22 protein-coding genes and 1 other RNA gene are annotated in these 18330 nt (G+C 64.2%); 19 read left to right on the top strand and 4 right to left on the bottom strand.

From position 1 onward, the window contains the following. The first annotated feature begins 25 nt into the window (after window positions 1-25). The 10 genes from pilV to GTP41_RS25930 all read left to right on the top strand — a co-directional run bounded on the left by pilV (window position 26) and on the right by GTP41_RS25930 (window position 6337). Window positions 26-556, top strand: a complete 531-nt coding sequence (gene pilV / locus GTP41_RS25975) for a type IV pilus modification protein PilV (RefSeq protein WP_161028496.1) — start codon at window positions 26-28, stop codon at window positions 554-556. Further along, window positions 553-1413, top strand: a complete 861-nt coding sequence (locus GTP41_RS25970; RefSeq protein WP_161028495.1) for a PilW family protein — start codon at window positions 553-555, stop codon at window positions 1411-1413. Before pilV ends, GTP41_RS25970 begins: the two co-directional genes overlap by 4 nt. A gap of 9 nt (window positions 1414-1422) precedes the next feature. Beyond that, the gene (locus tag GTP41_RS25965) at window positions 1423-2001 is read left to right on the top strand and encodes a pilus assembly PilX family protein (protein WP_161028494.1); all 579 of its coding nucleotides are present in this window, start codon (window positions 1423-1425) and stop codon (window positions 1999-2001) included. Continuing rightward, window positions 1998-2453: a type IV pilin protein gene (locus GTP41_RS25960; protein ID WP_161028493.1), complete on the top strand. Its 456-nt coding sequence runs from the start codon at window positions 1998-2000 to the stop codon at window positions 2451-2453. Before GTP41_RS25965 ends, GTP41_RS25960 begins: the two co-directional genes overlap by 4 nt. 32 nt (window positions 2454-2485) lie before the next feature. After that, on the top strand, window positions 2486-3049 hold the full coding sequence (locus GTP41_RS25955; RefSeq protein ID WP_371867425.1) for a GspH/FimT family pseudopilin: 564 nt from the start codon (window positions 2486-2488) through the stop codon (window positions 3047-3049). After that, window positions 3046-4143 (top strand): bifunctional diaminohydroxyphosphoribosylaminopyrimidine deaminase/5-amino-6-(5-phosphoribosylamino)uracil reductase RibD, encoded by a 1098-nt coding sequence (gene ribD / locus GTP41_RS25950; RefSeq protein WP_161028492.1) that lies wholly within the window; start codon window positions 3046-3048, stop codon window positions 4141-4143. Before GTP41_RS25955 ends, ribD begins: the two co-directional genes overlap by 4 nt. 8 nt (window positions 4144-4151) lie before the next feature. Further along, on the top strand, window positions 4152-4766 hold the full coding sequence (locus tag GTP41_RS25945; protein ID WP_161028491.1) for a riboflavin synthase: 615 nt from the start codon (window positions 4152-4154) through the stop codon (window positions 4764-4766). Window positions 4767-4897: 131 nt separating this feature from the next. Further along, window positions 4898-5737 carry an alpha/beta hydrolase gene (locus GTP41_RS25940; protein WP_161028490.1) on the top strand — a complete coding sequence of 280 codons (840 nt, stop codon included), beginning with the start codon at window positions 4898-4900 and terminating at the stop codon, window positions 5735-5737. Beyond that, window positions 5709-5966, top strand: coding sequence for a hypothetical protein (locus GTP41_RS25935; RefSeq protein WP_161028489.1), 258 nt, complete (start codon window positions 5709-5711; stop codon window positions 5964-5966). Before GTP41_RS25940 ends, GTP41_RS25935 begins: the two co-directional genes overlap by 29 nt. Further along, entirely contained in the window at window positions 5942-6337 is a 396-nt protein-coding gene (locus GTP41_RS25930; protein ID WP_161028513.1) for a TlpA family protein disulfide reductase, read from the top strand. The genes GTP41_RS25935 and GTP41_RS25930 overlap by 25 nt, the downstream gene beginning before the upstream one ends. Window positions 6338-6381: 44 nt before the next feature. Here the strand turns inward: GTP41_RS25930 and GTP41_RS25925 are convergent, their stop codons facing one another. Both GTP41_RS25925 and GTP41_RS25920 read right to left on the bottom strand, forming a co-directional pair. Continuing rightward, a complete protein-coding gene (locus GTP41_RS25925; protein WP_161028488.1) occupies window positions 6382-7095 on the bottom strand; it encodes an SDR family oxidoreductase in 714 nt (237 codons plus the stop codon). Between the two features lie 138 nt (window positions 7096-7233). Further along, a complete protein-coding gene (locus tag GTP41_RS25920; RefSeq protein ID WP_161028487.1) occupies window positions 7234-7656 on the bottom strand; it encodes an OsmC family protein in 423 nt (140 codons plus the stop codon). A gap of 144 nt (window positions 7657-7800) precedes the next feature. Here GTP41_RS25920 and ribBA point away from each other — a divergent pair, with 144 nt between their 5' ends. The 6 genes from ribBA (at window position 7801) to GTP41_RS25890 (ending at window position 13053) form a co-directional block, all read left to right on the top strand. Next, window positions 7801-8910 (top strand): bifunctional 3,4-dihydroxy-2-butanone-4-phosphate synthase/GTP cyclohydrolase II, encoded by a 1110-nt coding sequence (gene ribBA, locus GTP41_RS25915; protein WP_161028486.1) that lies wholly within the window; start codon window positions 7801-7803, stop codon window positions 8908-8910. A 43-nt stretch (window positions 8911-8953) separates the two neighbouring features. Then, window positions 8954-9442, top strand: a complete 489-nt coding sequence (ribH, locus tag GTP41_RS25910; protein WP_161028485.1) for a 6,7-dimethyl-8-ribityllumazine synthase — start codon at window positions 8954-8956, stop codon at window positions 9440-9442. 20 nt (window positions 9443-9462) lie between these two features. Next, window positions 9463-9933 carry a transcription antitermination factor NusB gene (nusB, locus tag GTP41_RS25905; protein WP_161028484.1) on the top strand — a complete coding sequence of 157 codons (471 nt, stop codon included), beginning with the start codon at window positions 9463-9465 and terminating at the stop codon, window positions 9931-9933. A gap of 107 nt (window positions 9934-10040) precedes the next feature. Further along, window positions 10041-11093, top strand: a complete 1053-nt coding sequence (locus tag GTP41_RS25900; RefSeq protein ID WP_161028483.1) for a type 1 glutamine amidotransferase domain-containing protein — start codon at window positions 10041-10043, stop codon at window positions 11091-11093. A gap of 2 nt (window positions 11094-11095) precedes the next feature. After that, entirely contained in the window at window positions 11096-11767 is a 672-nt protein-coding gene (locus GTP41_RS25895; protein WP_161028482.1) for a response regulator transcription factor, read from the top strand. Continuing rightward, window positions 11764-13053 carry a sensor histidine kinase gene (locus tag GTP41_RS25890; protein WP_161028481.1) on the top strand — a complete coding sequence of 430 codons (1290 nt, stop codon included), beginning with the start codon at window positions 11764-11766 and terminating at the stop codon, window positions 13051-13053. The genes GTP41_RS25895 and GTP41_RS25890 overlap by 4 nt, the downstream gene beginning before the upstream one ends. A 48-nt stretch (window positions 13054-13101) precedes the next feature. Here GTP41_RS25890 and GTP41_RS25885 read toward each other — a convergent pair whose 3' ends face one another. Then, window positions 13102-14019 (bottom strand): lytic transglycosylase domain-containing protein, encoded by a 918-nt coding sequence (locus tag GTP41_RS25885; RefSeq protein ID WP_161028480.1) that lies wholly within the window; start codon window positions 14017-14019, stop codon window positions 13102-13104. 476 nt (window positions 14020-14495) lie between these two features. Between GTP41_RS25885 and ubiD the strand changes: the two genes are divergently transcribed. Both ubiD and ffs read left to right on the top strand, forming a co-directional pair. Next, the gene (ubiD, locus tag GTP41_RS25880) at window positions 14496-15980 is read left to right on the top strand and encodes a 4-hydroxy-3-polyprenylbenzoate decarboxylase (RefSeq protein WP_161028479.1); all 1485 of its coding nucleotides are present in this window, start codon (window positions 14496-14498) and stop codon (window positions 15978-15980) included. Window positions 15981-15996: 16 nt separating this feature from the next. Next, an RNA gene (gene ffs / locus GTP41_RS25875) (signal recognition particle sRNA small type) lies at window positions 15997-16095 on the top strand. 66 nt (window positions 16096-16161) lie between these two features. Here ffs and GTP41_RS25870 read toward each other — a convergent pair. Continuing rightward, complete coding sequence (locus GTP41_RS25870; protein WP_161028478.1) at window positions 16162-16824, bottom strand: DUF2987 domain-containing protein; 663 nt, start codon at window positions 16822-16824, stop codon at window positions 16162-16164. A gap of 98 nt (window positions 16825-16922) precedes the next feature. Here GTP41_RS25870 and dnaX point away from each other — a divergent pair. Next, on the top strand, window positions 16923-18330 hold a 1408-nt coding region (gene dnaX, locus GTP41_RS25865), incomplete at its 3' end, for a DNA polymerase III subunit gamma/tau (RefSeq protein WP_161028477.1).

Below are 18330 nucleotides of genomic sequence, written 5' to 3'. Positions count from 1 at the left end.
TTGAACAGCAGGGGAGGGCTGCGCCATGCGTCGTACAAGGGCGGGTTTTACCATGGTGGAAGTGCTGGTTGCCGTGCTGTTGCTGGCCGTGGGGCTGGTCGGTGCGCTGGCGATGCAGGCACATGCCATGCGCGCACGTCAGGAATCGGCCCTGCAGACCGAAGCCCTGCAGGCCGCCGCTACGCTCGCTGACCGCATCCGCGCCAACGCTGGGCAGTCCTCTTCCTACCTGGGTTTTGAATTCGATGCGACTGACGCGCAGGATGCGGCCGCGCCGGCCTCCGCCTGCAGCGATGCGCCTTGCGATGCGGTCGCTCTTGCGCAGCGTGAGTTGGAGGAGTTTCGCTTGCAACTTGCGGCTAACCTGCCTTCGGGCCGCGCCACCGTTTGCCGCGATGATGGTGCTTCCGTCGGGGGCGCGCTGCAATGGGCCTGCAGCCAAAGTGTGGACGCGCCCATCACCATCAAAATCGGCTGGCGCGGGGCGGATGCCGCGCCACAGCTGGCGCTGCGCGTTGCGCTCGGCCCGCCTTCGTTATCTGAGGGGGCGCCATGAAGCACCTGCAGCGAGGCCTGGCTGTGGCGGAAGTAATGATCGCCATGGCACTCAGCCTGCTGGTTGTCCTGGTGGCTGCCACGCTGCTGCATGCGTCCAATGCGGATTTCCTGTTTAACGGCGCCAACACGCGCTTGGATGACAACGGCCGCTTCGCGCTCGCCATCATCGGCCAATCCCTACGCCAGGCAGGTTTCCGGGGCGAGCCTGGCGCCGCCGCCGGTCCATTGGCTCCGCTGGCGGTGGAGGGGCGCGACTCCGCCAGCGTTGCGACCAAAGCTTACGGCATGGGGGCGGCGCAAGCTGCGGTGAATGGCAGTGATGTCCTGGCTATTCGTTTCTCGCCCACCGCGATCGCCGGTGCTGGCGCCATGCTCAATTGCGCCGGCTTCCCGGCGGATGCGGGGGAGTGGGCCTGGAGTATCTTCTACGTTGCCAAAGCCAGTGACGGCGTTGCTGAACTTCGCTGCAAGTACCAGAGCGAGCATAGTTGGGGCGCGGATGCAGTGGTGCGCGGGGTGGATGCGTTCCACGTCCTGTACGGGGTGGATACCGACAGCCCGCGTGATGGCATGCCCAACCTTTTCCTGACGGCCAGCGCGCTTAACGCGCTCGACGCGGCCTTGCCGCCGGCCGAGCAAGCCATGCAGCCGAATTGGCGCCGCGTGGTCAGCGTAAGGATTGCTTTGCTATTGCATGGCGAACGCGGTTCACGTCCCGGCATGCTGCTCTCTAGCTATGCGCTGCTCCCCGGTGCCGATCCGGCGGCCCATGTCAACGAGGCGGCGCTGCCGTCCTCCATGCAACACCGCACCCGCCGTGTCTTCGGCGCGACGGTCGCGCTGCGCAATCTTTAGGAGTCCGCCATGGGCCGCGAGTATCAGCGTGGTGTGACGCTTCCCGTGACGTTCTTGTTACTGCTGGCGGCGCTGTCGCTTGGCGCTTCGGCTGCGCATACAGCCATGTTGGGCGAGAAGGCCGCCCGTGCCGAACGTGACCGCCTGATCGCCTTCCAGGCGGCGGAGGATGCGATGATGGATGCGGAAAGGGATATCAACGCGGCCCTTGGCGAGCCGCTCGAAGTGCCGCCGGCCAATGGGGACGGCGAGCCCGCCCCACCACCAGCCTGGCAGGTGGTCAACCTGGCGGGCGACGGCGGCACGGAGTACGGCGCGCTCACCGGTGCGGCTATGGCGGTGGGCGAGGGGGTATTGCCTTTCCGCCGTCCGCGTTACCTGGTTGAGCGTATCGCTTACACGCCCTCTGGTGCGGCGCCTGCGCACTACTACCGTGTGACGGTGATCGGCTTTGGCAGCCGTCCCGGCGCGGAAACGGTGCTGCAGGCCAGCTACACGCCGCCGCTTCCCATCCGCCGCCATAGCTGGCGCGAGATCATGGATTGGCAGGCTTTGCATGATGCCGCCGGCGGGCAGGAGGGGCCATGAGCACGGCCCGGGCCAAAGGCGAAAGCCTGCTCGGCATGCTGGTTGCCCTGGTGATCGCCGCTATCCTCGCGGCGGTTGCCATACCGGTGTGGAGCGAAGCGATCGTGCGCATGCGCCGCAGCGAGGCCCAGGCCGCCTTGCAGGAGATGATGCAGCATCAGGAGCGCCATTTCACCCGCTTCAACACGTACCTGGCTTTTTCCGTCGCCAGTACCGGTACGGCCGAAAGCCAGTTCCGCTGGTGGTCCGGACGCGCCCCCAAAACCAGCGCCTATGAGGTGGAGGGCAAGGCGTGCGATGGGGAGAAAATCCAGGATTGCATCCAGCTTATCGCCACGCCCGGCACGTCCAAAGTGGATCACAGTTTCAAGGACCCGCAATGCGAACGCCTGATACTCACCAGCACCGGCCTGCACCTCGCCAGCGGGCCCGGCCCCGGTTGCTGGCGTTAGTCCCGCCCGCGCACCGCTGCGCGCCACAGCCTGTGGCGCCGTCGCGCCGCAAGCCGCCGCGCGCGCCGCGCCTGATCGGCGTTACGCTGCTCGAGTTGCTGATCGTGCTTGCCATCCTCTCAATCCTGTTCGCCACAGCCATTCCGCAATTCAGCGCGATGCTGGCCGGGCGCCAATTGCGCGCCGCCTCGTCCGACCTGCTGGCCGCCATCAACGAAACCCGCGCCCAGGCCATCGCCAGGCGGCGCGTCGTCACGTTGCTGAGCGAAAATGGCGACTGGCAGCAGGGGTGGCTGATTGTCGTCGACGGCAACGCCAACCGGGTCGCCGAACCGGGCGAGCCAATCATCAGCCGCCACAAACCCCCGCCCGAGCGCCTCAAGGTCAAGGCCAAATTCACCGACGCCACGGCCCCGTTTTACGTCGCATATAATGCAGCAGGACGCAGCTGCCGCGCCGCCCACCCGAATGCCGCCAACTTTGGCACCATCACCCTTGAACTGGCCGGCGCGCAGCGCAATATCAAGATCAATATGCAGGGCAGGGCGCGGCTGTGCGACCCCGCCCTGGAACCGGCAACCTGCGCAAGCATATGAATATCAACAGCGACCTCGAAGGCATGCAGCTCGCCCTGCAATGGGCGGAAAAGGGTTTGTACACCACCTCGCCGAATCCGCGCATCGGCTGCGTCATCGTGCGCGACGGCGTGGTGATCGGCGAGGGCGTGACGCAAGCCGCCGGCCAGGACCACGCTGAAATCCAGGCCATCAAGGACGCCCAGCGACGCGGCCACGACGTGCGCGGCGCCACCGCCTACGTCACGCTGGAACCGTGCAGCCACCACGGCCGCACCCCGCCATGCGCCGATGCCCTGGTGCGCGAAGGACTGGGCCGCGTGGTCGCCGCCATGGAAGACCCCAACCCGCTGGTGGCCGGCAACGGCATGGCGCGCCTTTCGGCGGCCGGCATCCAGGTCAGCAGCGGCCTGCTGGCCGAGCAGGCTTACGAAATGAACATCGGCTTCTTCCACCGCATGCGCCACGGCCTGCCGTGGGTACGCATGAAGACCGCCGCCAGCCTGGATGGCATGACCGCCCTGCACAACGGCCAAAGCCAATGGATCACCGGCCCGGAAGCGCGCGCCGACGGCCATGCCTGGCGCGCCCGCGCCTGCGCCATCCTGTCCGGCATCGGCACCGTCAAGGCCGACGACCCGCAGCTCAATGTGCGCGCCGTCGATACCCCGCGTCAACCGCGCCGCATCGTGGTCGACAGCAAGCTGGAAATCAGCCCGCAAGCGCGCGTGCTGCAAGGCGGCGGCACCTGGATCATCGCCGCCGCGCATCACGCGGAGAAGGAAGCCGCCCTGCGCGACCTGGGCGCGGAAGTCATCGTGCTGCCCAACGCCCACGGCAAAGTCGACCTGCCCGAGCTGATGCGCGAGCTTGGCCGGCGCCAGATCAACGAGCTGCACGTGGAAGCGGGCGGCAAGCTGAATGGCTCCATGATCCGCGAAGGCTGCGTCAACGAGCTGCTGGTGTACCTGGCGCCCACGCTGCTGGGCGATGCGCAAGGCATGTTCGCGCTGCCCGCGCTCACCGAGCTGAGCGGAAGGCACAACCTGAAATTCCACGAGGTGAAGCAAGTCGGCGCCGATTTGCGTATCCTTGCCCGATTCACCCCTCATTAAAGACCACTATGTTTACTGGAATCGTCGCCGCTGTCGGCAAAATCAACTCCGTAACCCCGCTGGCTGGCGGCGCCGATGCAGGCGTGCGCCTGGACGTCGATGCAGGCGGTCTGCCGATGGCCGACGTCGGCCTGGGCGACTCGATCGCCCTCAACGGCGCCTGCATGACCGTGGTGGAAAAGACCGCCACCGGCTTCACCGTCGACGTTTCGCGCGAAAGCCTGAACAAGACCGTGGGCCTGGACACCACCACCGAAGTGAACCTGGAAAAAGCCCTGACCCTGGCCGAGCGCCTGGGCGGCCACCTGGTCTCCGGCCACGTCGACGGCCTGGGCGTGGTGCGCAAATTCGAACCGGTGGGCGAATCGTACGAGCTGGTGATCGAAGCCCCGCGCGACCTGGCGAAGTACCTGGCCTACAAGGGTTCCGTGGTGGTGAACGGCGTCTCGCTCACCGTCAACCGCGTGGAAGACAGCGCCACCGGCTGCGCCTTCTCGATCAACCTGATCCCGCACACCATCCAGGTCACCACCCTCAAGCACCTGAAAGCCGGCGCCAAGGTCAACCTCGAAATTGACCTGATCGCCCGCTACGTGGAACGCATGCTGTCGCTGAAGTCCTGATCAGCCCGTGTCAACCGTGGGGTCAGGCCCTTGGGTTGACACGAGCTGAGCTGTCCTGAGTGACAATGTGAGTGTTTTCAGGGGATAGCAAGATGCTACGCTTGCTATCCTTTTAATGCGCCGCCACTGCAATGAATACCTCACGCCTGCTGTTATCCGTCGCCGTGCTTGCTGCACTTGGTGGCTGCTCCACCGTCAACCTCACCGCAAAGCAATTCCTCCCCCGCGATAGCGGGAAAGTGACGCAGTTGAAGAAAACCGCTCCTGCGTATCAGGTCGAAAATATCGAATTCACCCATCCCGGTGGTGCGATCAGCCGTGGCATCCATGTCCGTAAGCCCGATGCGCAGTTCACAGTGCTGTACTTTATGGGTTCCGGCGTCCGTGTCGATGCCCATGGCGGCGTGTTCGCCAAGCCATTCACGGAAATGAACGCGAACGTGATCAGTTTCGACTATCACGACTTTGGCCGCAGCGAAGCCCCTGACTCCCCGTTCGGCCTGGCGGACCTGGAGCGCGAAACGCTGGCCCTCTACGACCATGTGCGCGCCACCACCAAAGGGAAACTGGTTGTGCACGGCCACTCCTTCGGCAGCTTCGTCGCCGCCCGTCTTGCCGCCAAGCGCGAATTGGATGCGCTGGTGTTGGAAGGTACTGGCACCAACGCGCAGGCTTATGCCGAGAATCAGATTCCCTGGTATGCCAAGGCGTTCGTGCGCATGAAACTGGACCAGGAATTAGCCGCTATCGACAACCGCGCCGCCTTGCGCGCCTTCCAGGGCCCGCTGTTGGTGATCAATGGCGTCAACGACGTACAGACCCCCGTCGGTACCTCGCGCGAACTGTTCGACGGCCTCGCCAATCCCCACAAGCGCTTTGAGGCTGTCAAGGAAGCTGGTCATATGAATGCCATGACCAAGCCGCAAACGCTCGGCGTCTACCTTGCTTTCCTGGGCGGCGCTTACAACTGACCAGGGCTCCCAGCTTGCTAGCGCTGCAGCGGTTTCCAGTGCTGAGCTTCAGTTTAGGGAGCAGATCGGTCTGGTCGACTATCAAAGCGTTGAATACCGCGACACCAAAGGCGCGGCCATTAGCTTCGCCCAGTTTGAAAAGAAGCTGGCAGGCTCCGGTTTCAGCATGCAGAAGCGTAAGGTGCGGCCTTCCCGCAATTCAAGCTGGCCGCAACGGATGGCGGCATAGTCAATAGTGAAGCCCTGCGTGGCCGCTACACGGTGATTAGTTTCTACTTCGCAGAGTGTGCGCCCTGCATCAAGGAGGTGCCGATCCTGAATGACTTCGCTCAGCGCAATAAGGAATACGGCACGCTCGCGGTCACCTTTGACTCGGACGACGAAGCGATAAAGTTCGCCCGGCGCACGGGCTTTCACTGGCGCACCTTGGCAAATGCCAGGGAGCTGATCGATCAGGCTGGCGTGAAGGCCTACCCAACCCTGGCCTTGCTCGATCCCAAGGGCGTGGTGGTGGCGACAACCAGTGGCCTGGACGTCGGTGCTAAGGGCGCGGCCATCGATAAGTGGGTGGCCAAGGCGCGTTCCAGCCGAACGCAGTAAGAAGGGGAGCGTAGCGCCATGGGGCGCCACGCTGGCCTTCATACTCAGGCAGGTGCGCGGGAGACGGCGATATAGGCCGGTACTTCTGCGTTGATGCCCAGTTTTACCTGGCGGGTCAGGTCGTCCGCCAGCACTTCATCTTTCCCTTCCGCCAGCGCGGCGAAGATCTGCGCTGCCACGTCTTCCGGCTGAACCTTCGGCACATCGTAGCCGGCGGTCATGTCGGTTTCCATATAGCCCATGTGGGCACCGACGACCTGGGTGCCTTGCGCCGCCAGTTCCGCGCGCAGGCCGTTGGTCAGGGCCCAGGCGGCCGATTTCGACATGCTGTAGGTGTTGGTGACGCCTTGGCTGAGCCAGGCCAGCACGGACAGGATGTTGACGATGGCGCCGCCGCCGTTCGCCGCCAGGGTCGGGGCGAAGCCTTTGCTCAGCAGCATCGGGCCGATGACGTTGGTTTCCAGCTCGGCGCGCGCTTGCGCCAGGGCGTCGTCGGCCAGCAGGGCGCCTGGGCGGACGATGCCGGCGTTGTTGATCAGGATGGTGACGTCTTTGTATTCGCGGGTGACGGCGGCGATTTCGTCGTGGTTGGTGACATCGAGCTGGACCGGGATGACGCCGGGCAAGGTGATGCTCTTGGCGTCGCGCGCGGCGCCGTAGACTTTTTTCGCGCCGGCGGCGAGGGCGGCTTTTGCCAGTTGCAGGCCCAGGCCACGGTTGGCGCCAGTGATGAAGACGACGGAATCTTTGGTGTTCATGGTGGTTTCCCTTTTGATGGTCATTGATGACGGTCGTCATCCAATGGCTTAATAATAGTGGTCGCAATTAAAAAGTTCAAGGGATTTTTTTCTAAACGGGAAAACCAGGGTACGGCCCGAGGGCCGTACCCTGTCTGCTCAGAGGAGGGTGGTGCTGAGGGTGATGTTGGTGTTCAGGACTTTGGAGACGGGACAGCCGACTTTTGCTTTGTTAGCAAGTTCTTCGAACTTGGCCTTGTCGGCGCCGGGGATTTTTGCCTGCAGGTCGAGGTGGATGGCGGTGATGGCGAAGCCGTCGGCCACTTTATCCAAGGTCACTTCGGCCTTGGTTTCCATCTTTTCGGCCGTCAGGCCGGCTTCGCCCAGGATCAGCGACAGGGCCATGGTGAAGCAGCCGGCATGTGCCGCGCCGATCAGTTCTTCCGGGTTGGTGCCGGGTTTGCCTTCGAAACGGCTGGAAAAGCCGTAGGGGGCGGCCTGCAAGACGCCACTTACGGTGCTAATTGCTCCACGTCCATCTTTGATGCCGCCAGTCCAGACGGCCGATCCGCTAGTCTTCATTGCTGCCTCCTTCAGGGTTGGAAAAGCAATTTAGTCTAGGCCAAAACCCCTAATGGTGGCGCGCAAGGGGCGGAACTGCGCCAAATCCTTTAAAATAGCGGGTTAACAAAGAAACGCCCTGTGCCTCACATCAAAGGAAAAAATATGTCCATTTCCAGCACCGAAGAAATCGTCGCCGAACTGCGCGCCGGCCGCATGGTGATCCTGGTCGACGAAGAAGACCGCGAAAATGAAGGCGACCTGGTGCTGGCCGCCGAGCACGTCACGCCGGAAGCGATCAATTTCATGATCAAGCACGCCCGTGGCCTGGTCTGCCTGACCTTGACGGAAGAGCACTGCAAACAGCTCGACCTGACCATGATGACCGCCAAGAATGGCACTTCCTTCGGCACCAATTTCACCGTCTCGATCGAAGCGGCGGAAGGCGTGACCACCGGGATCTCGGCGGCCGACCGCGCCAAGACCATCCAGGTGGCCGTGGCCAAGGGCGCCAAGCCAAGCGATATCGTGCAGCCGGGCCACATTTTCCCGCTGCGCGCGGTGCCGGGCGGCGTGTTGATGCGCGCCGGCCATACCGAAGCCGGTTGCGACCTGACCGCCATGGCCGGCCTGATGCCGGCTTCCGTGATCTGCGAGATCATCAAGGACGACGGCACCATGGCGCGCCTGCCGGAACTGCTGGAATTCGCCGAGGAGCACGGCCTGAAGATCGGCACGATTGCCGACCTGATCCACTATCGCAGCCAGAACGAATGCATGGTGGAGCGCATGGCTGAGCGTACCCTGCGCACCGCGCACGGCGATTTCCGTATGATTGCTTTCCGTGACAAGCCGAGCGGCGCGGCCCACCTGGCCCTGGTGCACGGCGAAATGGCGCCGGGCAAGGAGTCGCTGGTGCGCGTGCACCAACCGGTGTCGATCCTGGACTTGCTGGAAACTGAAGCCACCACCCACTCCTGGAACGTGTCCTCCTCGCTGAAGGCGATCAAGGGCGCGGAGCAGGGTGTGATGGTGCTGCTGAACTGCGGCGAGACCGCCGAGCAGCTGTTCGGCCAGCTGGAAGCGCTGGACAAGAACCTGCGCCCGACCGGCCGCGCCGCCAGCATGGACCTGCGCAGCTACGGTATCGGCGCGCAAATCCTGCGTGAAGTCGGCGTCGGCAAGATGCAGTTGCTGGCCAGCCCGCGCAAGATGCCTTCGATGACCGGCTTTAACCTGGAAGTCACCGGCTACATGGCCAAACCTGCCGCCTGAATATAGACGCGGCTTAACCCAACATCAAGAAAAGAGGACCACCATGACCGTAGCAACCTACGAAACCAACCTGTCCGGCGAAAACCTGCGCATCGGCGTTGTGCAAGCGCGCTTCAATGAAGACGTGTGCCACGGCCTGCTGTCGGCCTGCCTGCAAGAGCTGAAGAACCTGGGCGTGGCCGACGAAGACGTGCTGCACGTGACCGTGCCGGGCGCGCTGGAAGTGCCGCTGGTGCTGCAAAAAATGGCCGAGTCCAATCAGTTCGACGCCCTGGTCGCCCTGGGCGCCGTGATCCGCGGCGAGACCTACCACTTCGAGCTGGTGTCCAACGAATCCGGCGCCGGCATCACGCGCGTCGGCCTGGACTACAGCATCCCTATCGCCAACGCCATCCTGACCACCGAAAACGACGAGCAGGCGGAAGTGCGCATGGCCGTCAAAGGCGCCGAAGCCGCCCGCTGCGCGGTCGAAATGGCCAACCTGTCGATCGCCCTGGAAGAACTGAACCAGGACCTGGGCGACGACGAGTAATTCAACAAGAAGGTAAGAACATGACTGACAATATGACGCACGCCAACCCGAGCAAGAACCGCACCCCGCGCCACCGCGCCCGCGAGTTCGCGCTGCAGGGCCTCTACCAGTGGCTGCTGAACAATGAAGACGCCACCAAGGTGGTCAACAACATCCGCGCCGCCCATGGTTTCGACAAGGCGGACGGCGAGTACTTCGCCGACCTGCTGCGCGGCACCATCAAGCAATCGGTCGAACTGCGCGAGCTGTTCTCGGCGCTGGTCGATCGCGGCGTGGGCGAGCTGTCCCCGATCGAGCACGCCGTGCTGCTGATCGGCGCGTACGAGCTGAAGAACCACATCGAAATCCCGTACCGCGTCGTCATCAACGAAGCGGTCGAGCTGACCAAATCCTTCGGCGGCATCGACGGCCACAAATACGTGAACGGCGTGCTGGACAAACTGGCCGCCCAGCTGCGCGCCGACGAAGTCAGCGCCGACAAGAAGAAGTAAGCCCTCTTCACATCCGCTTCACGCGCCCCGGCGCACACTGTTTCCCAGAAAATGGGGACGTACCCCATTTAATTCGGGGTACGTCCCCATTTTTTCTGGGAGCATGCATGTTTAAGAAAATCCTGCGCGGGACGGCCTGGCTGGCTGCGACGCTGCTCTTGCTGGCGGCAGCCGGCTATGTGTATTTCCTCAGTTTCGACCTCGATGCGCAGCCGCGTGCCAATCCGCAGGCGCGGCCGGCGGATATCGCCTGGCTGGCCGCCCCCGACTCGCCGCGCGGGCGCGTGCTGGCGGTGGTGTCGAGCACGGCGCACTTCCCGGGCAGCGCCAGGAAGGCCGGCTACGAGCTGACCGAGCTCGCGCGCGCGTATTACGTGTTCCAGTCCAGCGGCTTCGAGGTCGATATCGCTTCGCCCCAGGGCGGACGCCCGCCGCAGCGCATCGATACCGACGATATGGGCGATGCCGACTATGCCTTCCTCAACGACCCGGCGGCCCAGCGCAAGCTGGCGGCTACCGCGCGTTTGGCGGACGTCGACCCGGCACGCTACAGCGCCGTCTATTTCGTCGGCGGCAAGGGCGCCATGTTCGACTTTCCCGGCAATGCCGACATTGCCCGTGTTGCCGGCGCGGTGGCGGCGCGCGGGGGCGTGCTGGGCGCCGTCTGCCATGGCCCGGCCGCGCTGCTCGAGCTGCGCGGCGCCGACGGCGCCAGCCTGGTCGCCGGCCGCCGCATGACCGGCTTCACCAACGACGAGGAGCTGTTCCTGATGAAGGACGCCCGCCAGCGCCTGCCCTTCCTGCTGGAAGAGCGGGCCCGCGAGCTGGGGGCGCGCTTCTCCAGCGCGCCGAAATACGTGGGCCACGTGGTGGTGGACGGCAAACTGGTCACCGGCCAGAACCCCTGGTCCACCTGGGCCACGGCGGAGGAAATGGTGAGGGCGCTGGGCGCAACGCCGGTCGCGCGGCCGGAAACCGGCGAAGAGCGCAGCGTGCTGGCGCTGGCCGCCTATTACAGCAAGGGCCTGGCGGCCGGCCGCGCCGAGCTCCGGCAAGGGCAGGGCTTTGATAAGATGCTGGTGCTGATGCACGCCGTGGTGGCGGGCATGCAGGGCAGGGTGGCGGACGCGTTCCAGCTGCAACGCCTGGCCAAAGGATAGGGATGCCGCTGAATATACTGGTTGTGGAAGATAACGCGCTCCTGGCCCGCAACCTGGCCGACGCTTTTGACCGCCTCGGCCACGCCGCCGACTTCGCGGCCAACGGCGAGCATGGCCTGGCGCTGGCGCTCGAGCATCCCTACGACGTGCTGGTGCTGGACCTGGCCCTGCCGGGCATCGATGGCCTGGAAGTGTGCCGCCAGCTGCGCGCCCGCCTGCCGCGCCGCCTGCCGGTGCTGATGCTCACCGCGCGCGATACGCTGCAGGACAAGCTGCACGGCTTCGACGCCGGCGCCGACGACTACCTGGTCAAGCCCTTCGCCATGGAGGAATTGCTGGCGCGCTGCCAGGCGCTGGCCATGCGCCATCGCGATGCGGCGCTGGCCGTGGGCAGCCTGCGGATCGACCGCCGCGCGCAGACTGTTTCGCGCGCCGGCCAGGCGCTGCGCCTGCAGCCGGCGGCCTACCAGCTCCTGCTGGCGCTGGCCGAGGCGCATCCGCGTGTGATGACCCGCAGTGAGCTGTCGCAGGTGCTGTGGCGCGACGAGCCGCCCGATTCGGATGCCTTGCGCAGCCACATGTACGTATTGCGCCAGGCGTTGGACAAGCCGTTCGCGCAGCCCATGCTGCTGACGGTGCACGGCGTCGGTTTCCGCCTGGACGCCGACGTATGAGCGCACCGCATAGCCTGCGCCGCCGCCTGACTGCGGCCTTCGCCTTGATCGCCATGTGCACGGCGCTGCTGTTCTCCGCCTTCGCGCTGATCTTCATGTACGTGCTGGAGGACGAGGTTTTCGCCAATATGCTGGCGCAGGAAACAGCCCATCAGCAGGCAAGCTGGCGCGCTTCCGCACAACTGGCGCCGCCATTGCGGCCCTATGTCAGCCTGCATCGTGATAGCGCCAGCCTGCCTGACGACCTGCGCCGCCAGCCGGGCGTGACAGGCGGCGGGGAGTTTTTTGGCGCCGCCGGCCGCCACTACCACGTGCGCCAGCTTGCATTGCCCGGCGCTGCCCCGGTCATACTGGTGGCGGAAGTAAGCCGCGAACTGATGGTGCGCCCGCGCCTGCCGGTGGTGCTTGGCCTGCTTGGTGCATCGCTGCTCGCCATGCTGGCGCTAACCCTGGCCCTGGGGTATTGGCTGGCATGGCGCGCGACCCGGCCGCTGGAGGCCCTGGCACAACTGGTCGGCAGCGCGGCACCGGCCCAACTGCCCAAAGGTTTCGCCGCCGCCTATCCCGCCAACGAGGTCGGCGCACTGGCGCGGGCGTTGGATGACGCCATGGCCCGCGTGGCCGCCTTCATCGAGCGCGAACAGCATTTCACGCGCGACGCCAGCCACGAACTGCGCACGCCGCTGGCCGTGATCGAAGGCGCTGCATTCCTGCTGGCCGCCCACCCCATGCCGCCACAAGCCGCGCAGCAACTGCAGCGCATCCGCAGCGCCGCCACGCAGATGGCGCAGACGCTCGACACCTTGCTGGCGCTGGCGCGCGAAGACCTGGCGCAGCACGCGCCCGCCGCGCAACCGATGCCGTCGCCCCCGGTGGCGCTGCTGCCGCTGGTGGAGAGTACCGTGGTGCAGCTAGCCCACCTGCTGGACGGCAAACTGGTCGAGGTCGACGTGGCGCTTCCCCCGCACGCAACCTTTAGTGTGCCGCCCGCCGCCTTGCGCATTGTGCTGGCCAATATCATTGGCAACGCCTTCCAGCACAGCCAAGCCGGCTGCGTGCGCATCGGCTTTGCCGATGGCGCGCTGACCGTCAGCGACGACGGGCCTGGCATCGACCCCGCCATCCAGGCCCGCCTGTTCGAAGCAGGCGTGAAAGGCAGCGCAAGCAGCGGCCATGGCCTGGGCCTGTCGATCGCGCGCCGCCTGGCAAGCCGCATCGGCCTTGAACTCACGCTGCAAGCGGGCGCCCAGGGCGGCACGGTCGCCGCGCTGGCGCCGGCCAAATAAAAAAGCCACCCGCAGGTGGCTTCTTATATATATAGAGAGGGCAGGCGCTTACAGGCCGGCCAGTTGGTCCGCGCTGATTGGCTTTTCAACCTGCGCCACCGTGGTTGGCGCCTCTTTCGGCTTCGCAGGCGCTGCAGCCATCTGCGGAGGCGTAATGTAAGGCACCTTCTTGCCGGCCGAAACCTGCTTCAGGCGGTTGTACTCGGCCAGGACCTTGAAGCCGTAGCCGTCATCGGTCTCGAAAGCGGCCGCGCCCACGTAGTACTTCAGGCCAGCTTCCACCGAGCCGCCGCGCGACACGTAATCCTTCAGGATCAGCGAACCGACGCGGATGTTGGCCACCGGGTTCAGCGCCGCCTGCACGCCGCCCATGTCCTGGAATTTATCGGTATGCACCTTGGACATCACCTGCATCAGGCCCTGCGCGCCCATCGGGCTTTCCGCGAACGGATTCAGGCCCGATTCAATCGCCATCACCGCCAGGATCAGCAGCGGATCCAGCTTGATTTCACGCGCCGTCAGGTAAGCGGTGGAGACCAGCATATTGGTCGCATCGCCCGCCACGCGGTAACGCTTGGACAGCCAGTTGGTGACCGCATCCTGCTGTTTCTTGGTGCCCATGAGGGCTTTTTCTTCCGGGGTCATCGCCACTTCGGCGCTGGCCACGGTGCCGGCTGGGCGCGCTGCAGGCGCTTCCATCAGTTCCGACAGCGGCGGCGCCACGACAACCTGCGCCTCCACCGCAGGCTGGTCGCCGTGCAGGGTATCGACCAGGCGCTTGGCCAGGTCCGGACGTGCCACCATGGCGCAAGCCATGACCAATGCTGCGATGCCGAAAATGCTCAGCATGGACTGAGCGGCCGTCAGCAGGCCGCGTGCCGAAATGCTCTGCGCGGAAACCCACGCTGCGGGCTGGCGAGCCCATTGGCGGGCGCTAAGCAGCAGCCCATTGAATTGATTGTTCATCAGAACTCCCCTGAAATGTAAGAGTCAAAACGCGTCCCCGCCGCGCAAAATCGCGGACATTCGACGTGCCATTGTCGTTACATCAGTGTTATCTTCGTCCACCGCCGCACAGGTTGCGCGGGATGAAACGCCATTATTGTTTGCTAAAGCTAGCCATTCGTTTGGGGCCAGTTGCAACACAACTTATTCCGGGGGTAGAGGCAGACGCCTCGTGAAAAACACTCCTTAAAATGTCTAATGGAGCCCGGACTCCGTGAATGTAATGAGTGACAATTTAGTTGGCATAAAGGCCATGTCCTCATCAAGTAGGTCAAATTGTAGGAGGCGTGATATATCTAGTCAATACTAGCACACGCGTTCTTTATTACTTTTGAGTATGATTTTATCGTGTACATGTTGGCAAAAACCAATAAAATCAACGACTTGACCAAAAGTGCTCAGGCGCCTCGTCCGAAGCAAAAAAATCGTAAAAAAGTATGAAATATCGCGATCTCCGAGATTTTATTTCCCAACTGCAAGCAATTGACGAACTTAAGCGCATAAGCTTGCCTGTTTCGCCACACCTGGAGATGACGGAGGTCTGCGACCGCACCCTGCGCGCCGGCGGCCCTGCCATTTTGTTCGAGCAGCCGACCGGTTTCGACATGCCGGTGCTGGGCAACCTGTTCGGCACCCCGCACCGCGTGGCGCTCGGCATGGGCGCCGACGACGTCGGCGAGCTGCGCAAGATCGGCCACGTGCTGGCGCAGCTGAAGGAACCCGAGCCGCCGAAAGGCTTCAAGGACCTGATGGGCCTGGGTTCCCTGGTGAAAGCCGTGTGGGACATGTCGCCCAAAGAGCTGCGCGGCGCCCCCTGCCAGGAGATCGTGTGGGAAGGCAACGACGTCGACCTGGCCCGCCTGCCGATCCAGCATTGCTGGCCCGGCGACGTGGCGCCCCTGATTACCTGGGGCCTGGTGATTACCAGGGGCCCGAACAAGAAGCGCCAGAACCTGGGCATCTACCGCCAGCAGGTCATGGGACGGAATAAAGTGATCATGCGCTGGCTGGCGCACCGCGGCGGCGCGCTCGACTTCCGCGAGCACTGCATCCGCAATCCCGGCCAGCCGTATCCGGTGTGCGTGGCGCTGGGCGCCGACCCGGCCACCATCCTCGGCGCCGTGACGCCGGTGCCGGACAGCCTGTCGGAATACCAGTTCGCCGGCCTGCTGCGCGGCAGCCGTACCGAGCTGGTAAAGGCCATCGGCAGCGAACTGCGCGTGCCCGCCTCGGCCGAGATCGTGCTGGAAGGGCATATCTACCCGGACGAAAACCACCCGAGCGGCTACGAGCACGGCCTGGAAGGCCCCTACGGCGACCACACCGGCTATTACAATGAGCAGGACTGGTTCCCGGTGTTCACCATCGACCGCATCACCATGCGGCGCGACCCGATCTACCACTCCACCTACACCGGCAAACCGCCGGACGAGCCGGCCGTGCTGGGCGTGGCCCTGAATGAAGTCTTTGTGCCGCTGCTGCAAAAGCAGTTCAGCGAGATCACCGACTTCTACCTGCCGCCGGAAGGCTGCAGCTACCGCATGGCCGTGGTGCAGATCCGCAAACAATACGCCGGCCACGCCAAGCGCGTGATGTTCGGCGTGTGGAGCTTCCTGCGCCAGTTCATGTATACCAAGTTCATTGTCGTGGTGGACGAAGACGTCAACATTCGCGACTGGAAAGAAGTGATCTGGGCCATCACCACCCGCGTCGACCCGACGCGCGACACCACCCTGGTCGACAACACCCCGATCGACTACCTCGACTTTGCCTCCCCGGTCAGTGGCCTGGGCAGCAAGATGGGCATTGACGCCACCAATAAATGGCCGGGTGAAACCAGCCGCGAGTGGGGCACCGTCATCACCATGAGCGACGAAGTGAAGGCGCGCGTCGATGGTATTTGGCAGCAGCTCGGTTTATAGCCTATAATTGCGCCCGGGCGGGCCCCTGCGCATTGTGGCACGGTTAACCTGGTCAGGTCGGGAACGAAGCAGCCAAAGCTGTTCACCGCAAGTGCCGCAGATCAGGCTCGCCTCTTAATTCGTAATAAGCCCCATCAGCCAGAACGCGCTCCAGATCGCGCGTCGTGCAGGTGGGGTTTTTTTATTCCGTATCGAGTTCGGCCTGGATCGGCCGGCTCGTCACCAGCACCAGCGGATTTTCCTTTAGCAAGGCCTTGTCGGCTTGCAGGCGAATCTTATGTTTTGCATCGCTGCTGAACTGGCGGCTGCCGCTGCGCGTCTGGATGGTCAGCTGCGCCGGCTTGTCAAAACTGAGCAGGACTGACTTCATCGACGGCGCAAACAGGCTGAAAGCGCCCGCCACCTTGCCAATTGCCGCGTTGCCCTGGTCCACACTCTCCATGAGCTTGTTGTACTGCCATTGCGTGCCGTCGGGCACGACGGCGTCGAGGTTGTATGCGACGGCGATCTTTTCGCCTTTGGGCTGGGTCGTGGTGATCTTGGCATCGCCCGCGATCCATTGCGCATTCGGCTGCAGGTGCAAGTGGCCCTTGTCACTGATGGGCAGCGCCGTGCGGGTGCCGATATGCACCACCGTCAGGTTCATGTCCGCCGCTTTGAGTTGGGCGTTGGACGGCTTCAGCGTCAGATAGATGTCCAGCTTGTCGCGTTCGGCCGGGGGCAGGGCGTAAAAGCGGTCCAGGCGGGTATTTTCAAGGAACTTCTTATAGGTGAGCCATTCGCGCTCTTGCGCATTGGCGACGCTGGACCAGGCGAGCAAGGAAAGCAGGACGAGTTTCTTCATGGTTGTCGTTTGGTTGCCAAAAAGGCAAAGTGTATGCGAAGTCTGGTCGAACGCCTAATGTTGTCCGCTGCCTCGGCATCTACGGTAAAATCGCGCACATGTCCTATCAAGTCCTCGCTCGCAAATACCGTCCCCGGAATTTTGAAACGCTCGTCGGCCAGGAGCACGTTGTCCGTGCCCTGACCCATGCGCTGCATACCGGGCGCCTGCACCATGCCTACCTGTTTACCGGGACGCGCGGTGTCGGCAAGACGACCTTGTCCCGCATCCTGGCCAAGTCGCTGAACTGCGTCGGCCCGGACGGCAACGGCGGCATCACGGCCAGCCCGTGCGGCGTGTGCGAGGCTTGTACGGCGATTGATGGCGGCCGCTTTGTCGATTACGTGGAGATGGACGCGGCGTCCAACCGCGGCGTCGATGAAATGGCGCAGTTGCTGGAGCAGGCGGTGTATGCGCCGTCCAATGCGCGCTTCAAGGTCTATATGATCGACGAGGTGCACATGCTGACCAACCACGCCTTCAACGCCATGCTGAAGACGCTGGAGGAGCCGCCCGAGCACATCAAGTTCATCCTGGCGACCACCGATCCGCAGAAGATCCCGGTCACCGTGCTGTCGCGCTGCCTGCAGTTCAACCTGAAGCAGATGCCGCCGGGGCACATCGTCGGCCACCTGGAGAATATCCTGGGGCAGGAGGGCGTCGTCTTCGAGCAGCCGGCTTTGCGCCTGCTGGCCCAGGGCGCGCACGGTTCGATGCGCGATGCGCTGTCGCTGACCGACCAGGCGATTGCTTATGCCGCCGGCGCGGTGACGCTCGATTCGGTGCAGGGCATGCTGGGGGCGCTGGACCAGTCCTACCTGGTGCGTCTGCTCGATGCGCTGGCGAATAAGGACGGCGCCGACCTGATGGCGGTGGCCGATGAAATGGCTTCGCGTTCGCTGTCCTATAACGGCGCTCTGCAGGACCTGGGCACCTTGCTGCACCGGATCGCACTGGCGCAAACCGTGCCTTCGGCGGTGCCGGCGGACCTGCCTGAATATAACGATATTGTGCGCCTGGCTTCGCTGTTCGATGCGGAGGAGGTGCAGCTGTATTACCAGATCGCGGTGCATGGCCGGAATGAACTGGGGTTGGCGCCGGATGAATATGCCGGCTTCTCGATGACCTTGTTACGCATGCTTGCCTTTCGGCCCGGTATCGGCGGGGCGGATGGCCAACCGGCCAGCGCCCCGGTAGCGGCACGTCCAGCCGGCGCGAATCCGGCCCGCGCCGCTGCGGCGGCGGCCATGGCTGCTTCGGCTGCGACGGCGGACCGCATGAGTGTTCCGGTGGGGCAGCCGGCGCCTGCGGTTTCCGCTGCGCCTGCCGTGCCGCCCGCACCGCCCGTCCAGCAAGTTGCGCCGGTTGCGGCGCCGGCTGCGAATGCCCCCGCCGCCAGCGCGCCAGCCTTGGCAGCGGCGCCGGCACCAATGGCGCCTGCCGCGCCGGCACCGGCCGCTGCGCCTG

Origin of the sequence: Pseudoduganella guangdongensis (assembly GCF_009857475.1) — a bacterium.
Lineage (GTDB): Bacteria > Pseudomonadota > Gammaproteobacteria > Burkholderiales > Burkholderiaceae_D > Rugamonas > Rugamonas guangdongensis.
The sequence above is the reverse complement of the archived record's forward strand: the minus strand, read 5'-3'. Positions and strand labels throughout refer to the sequence as shown.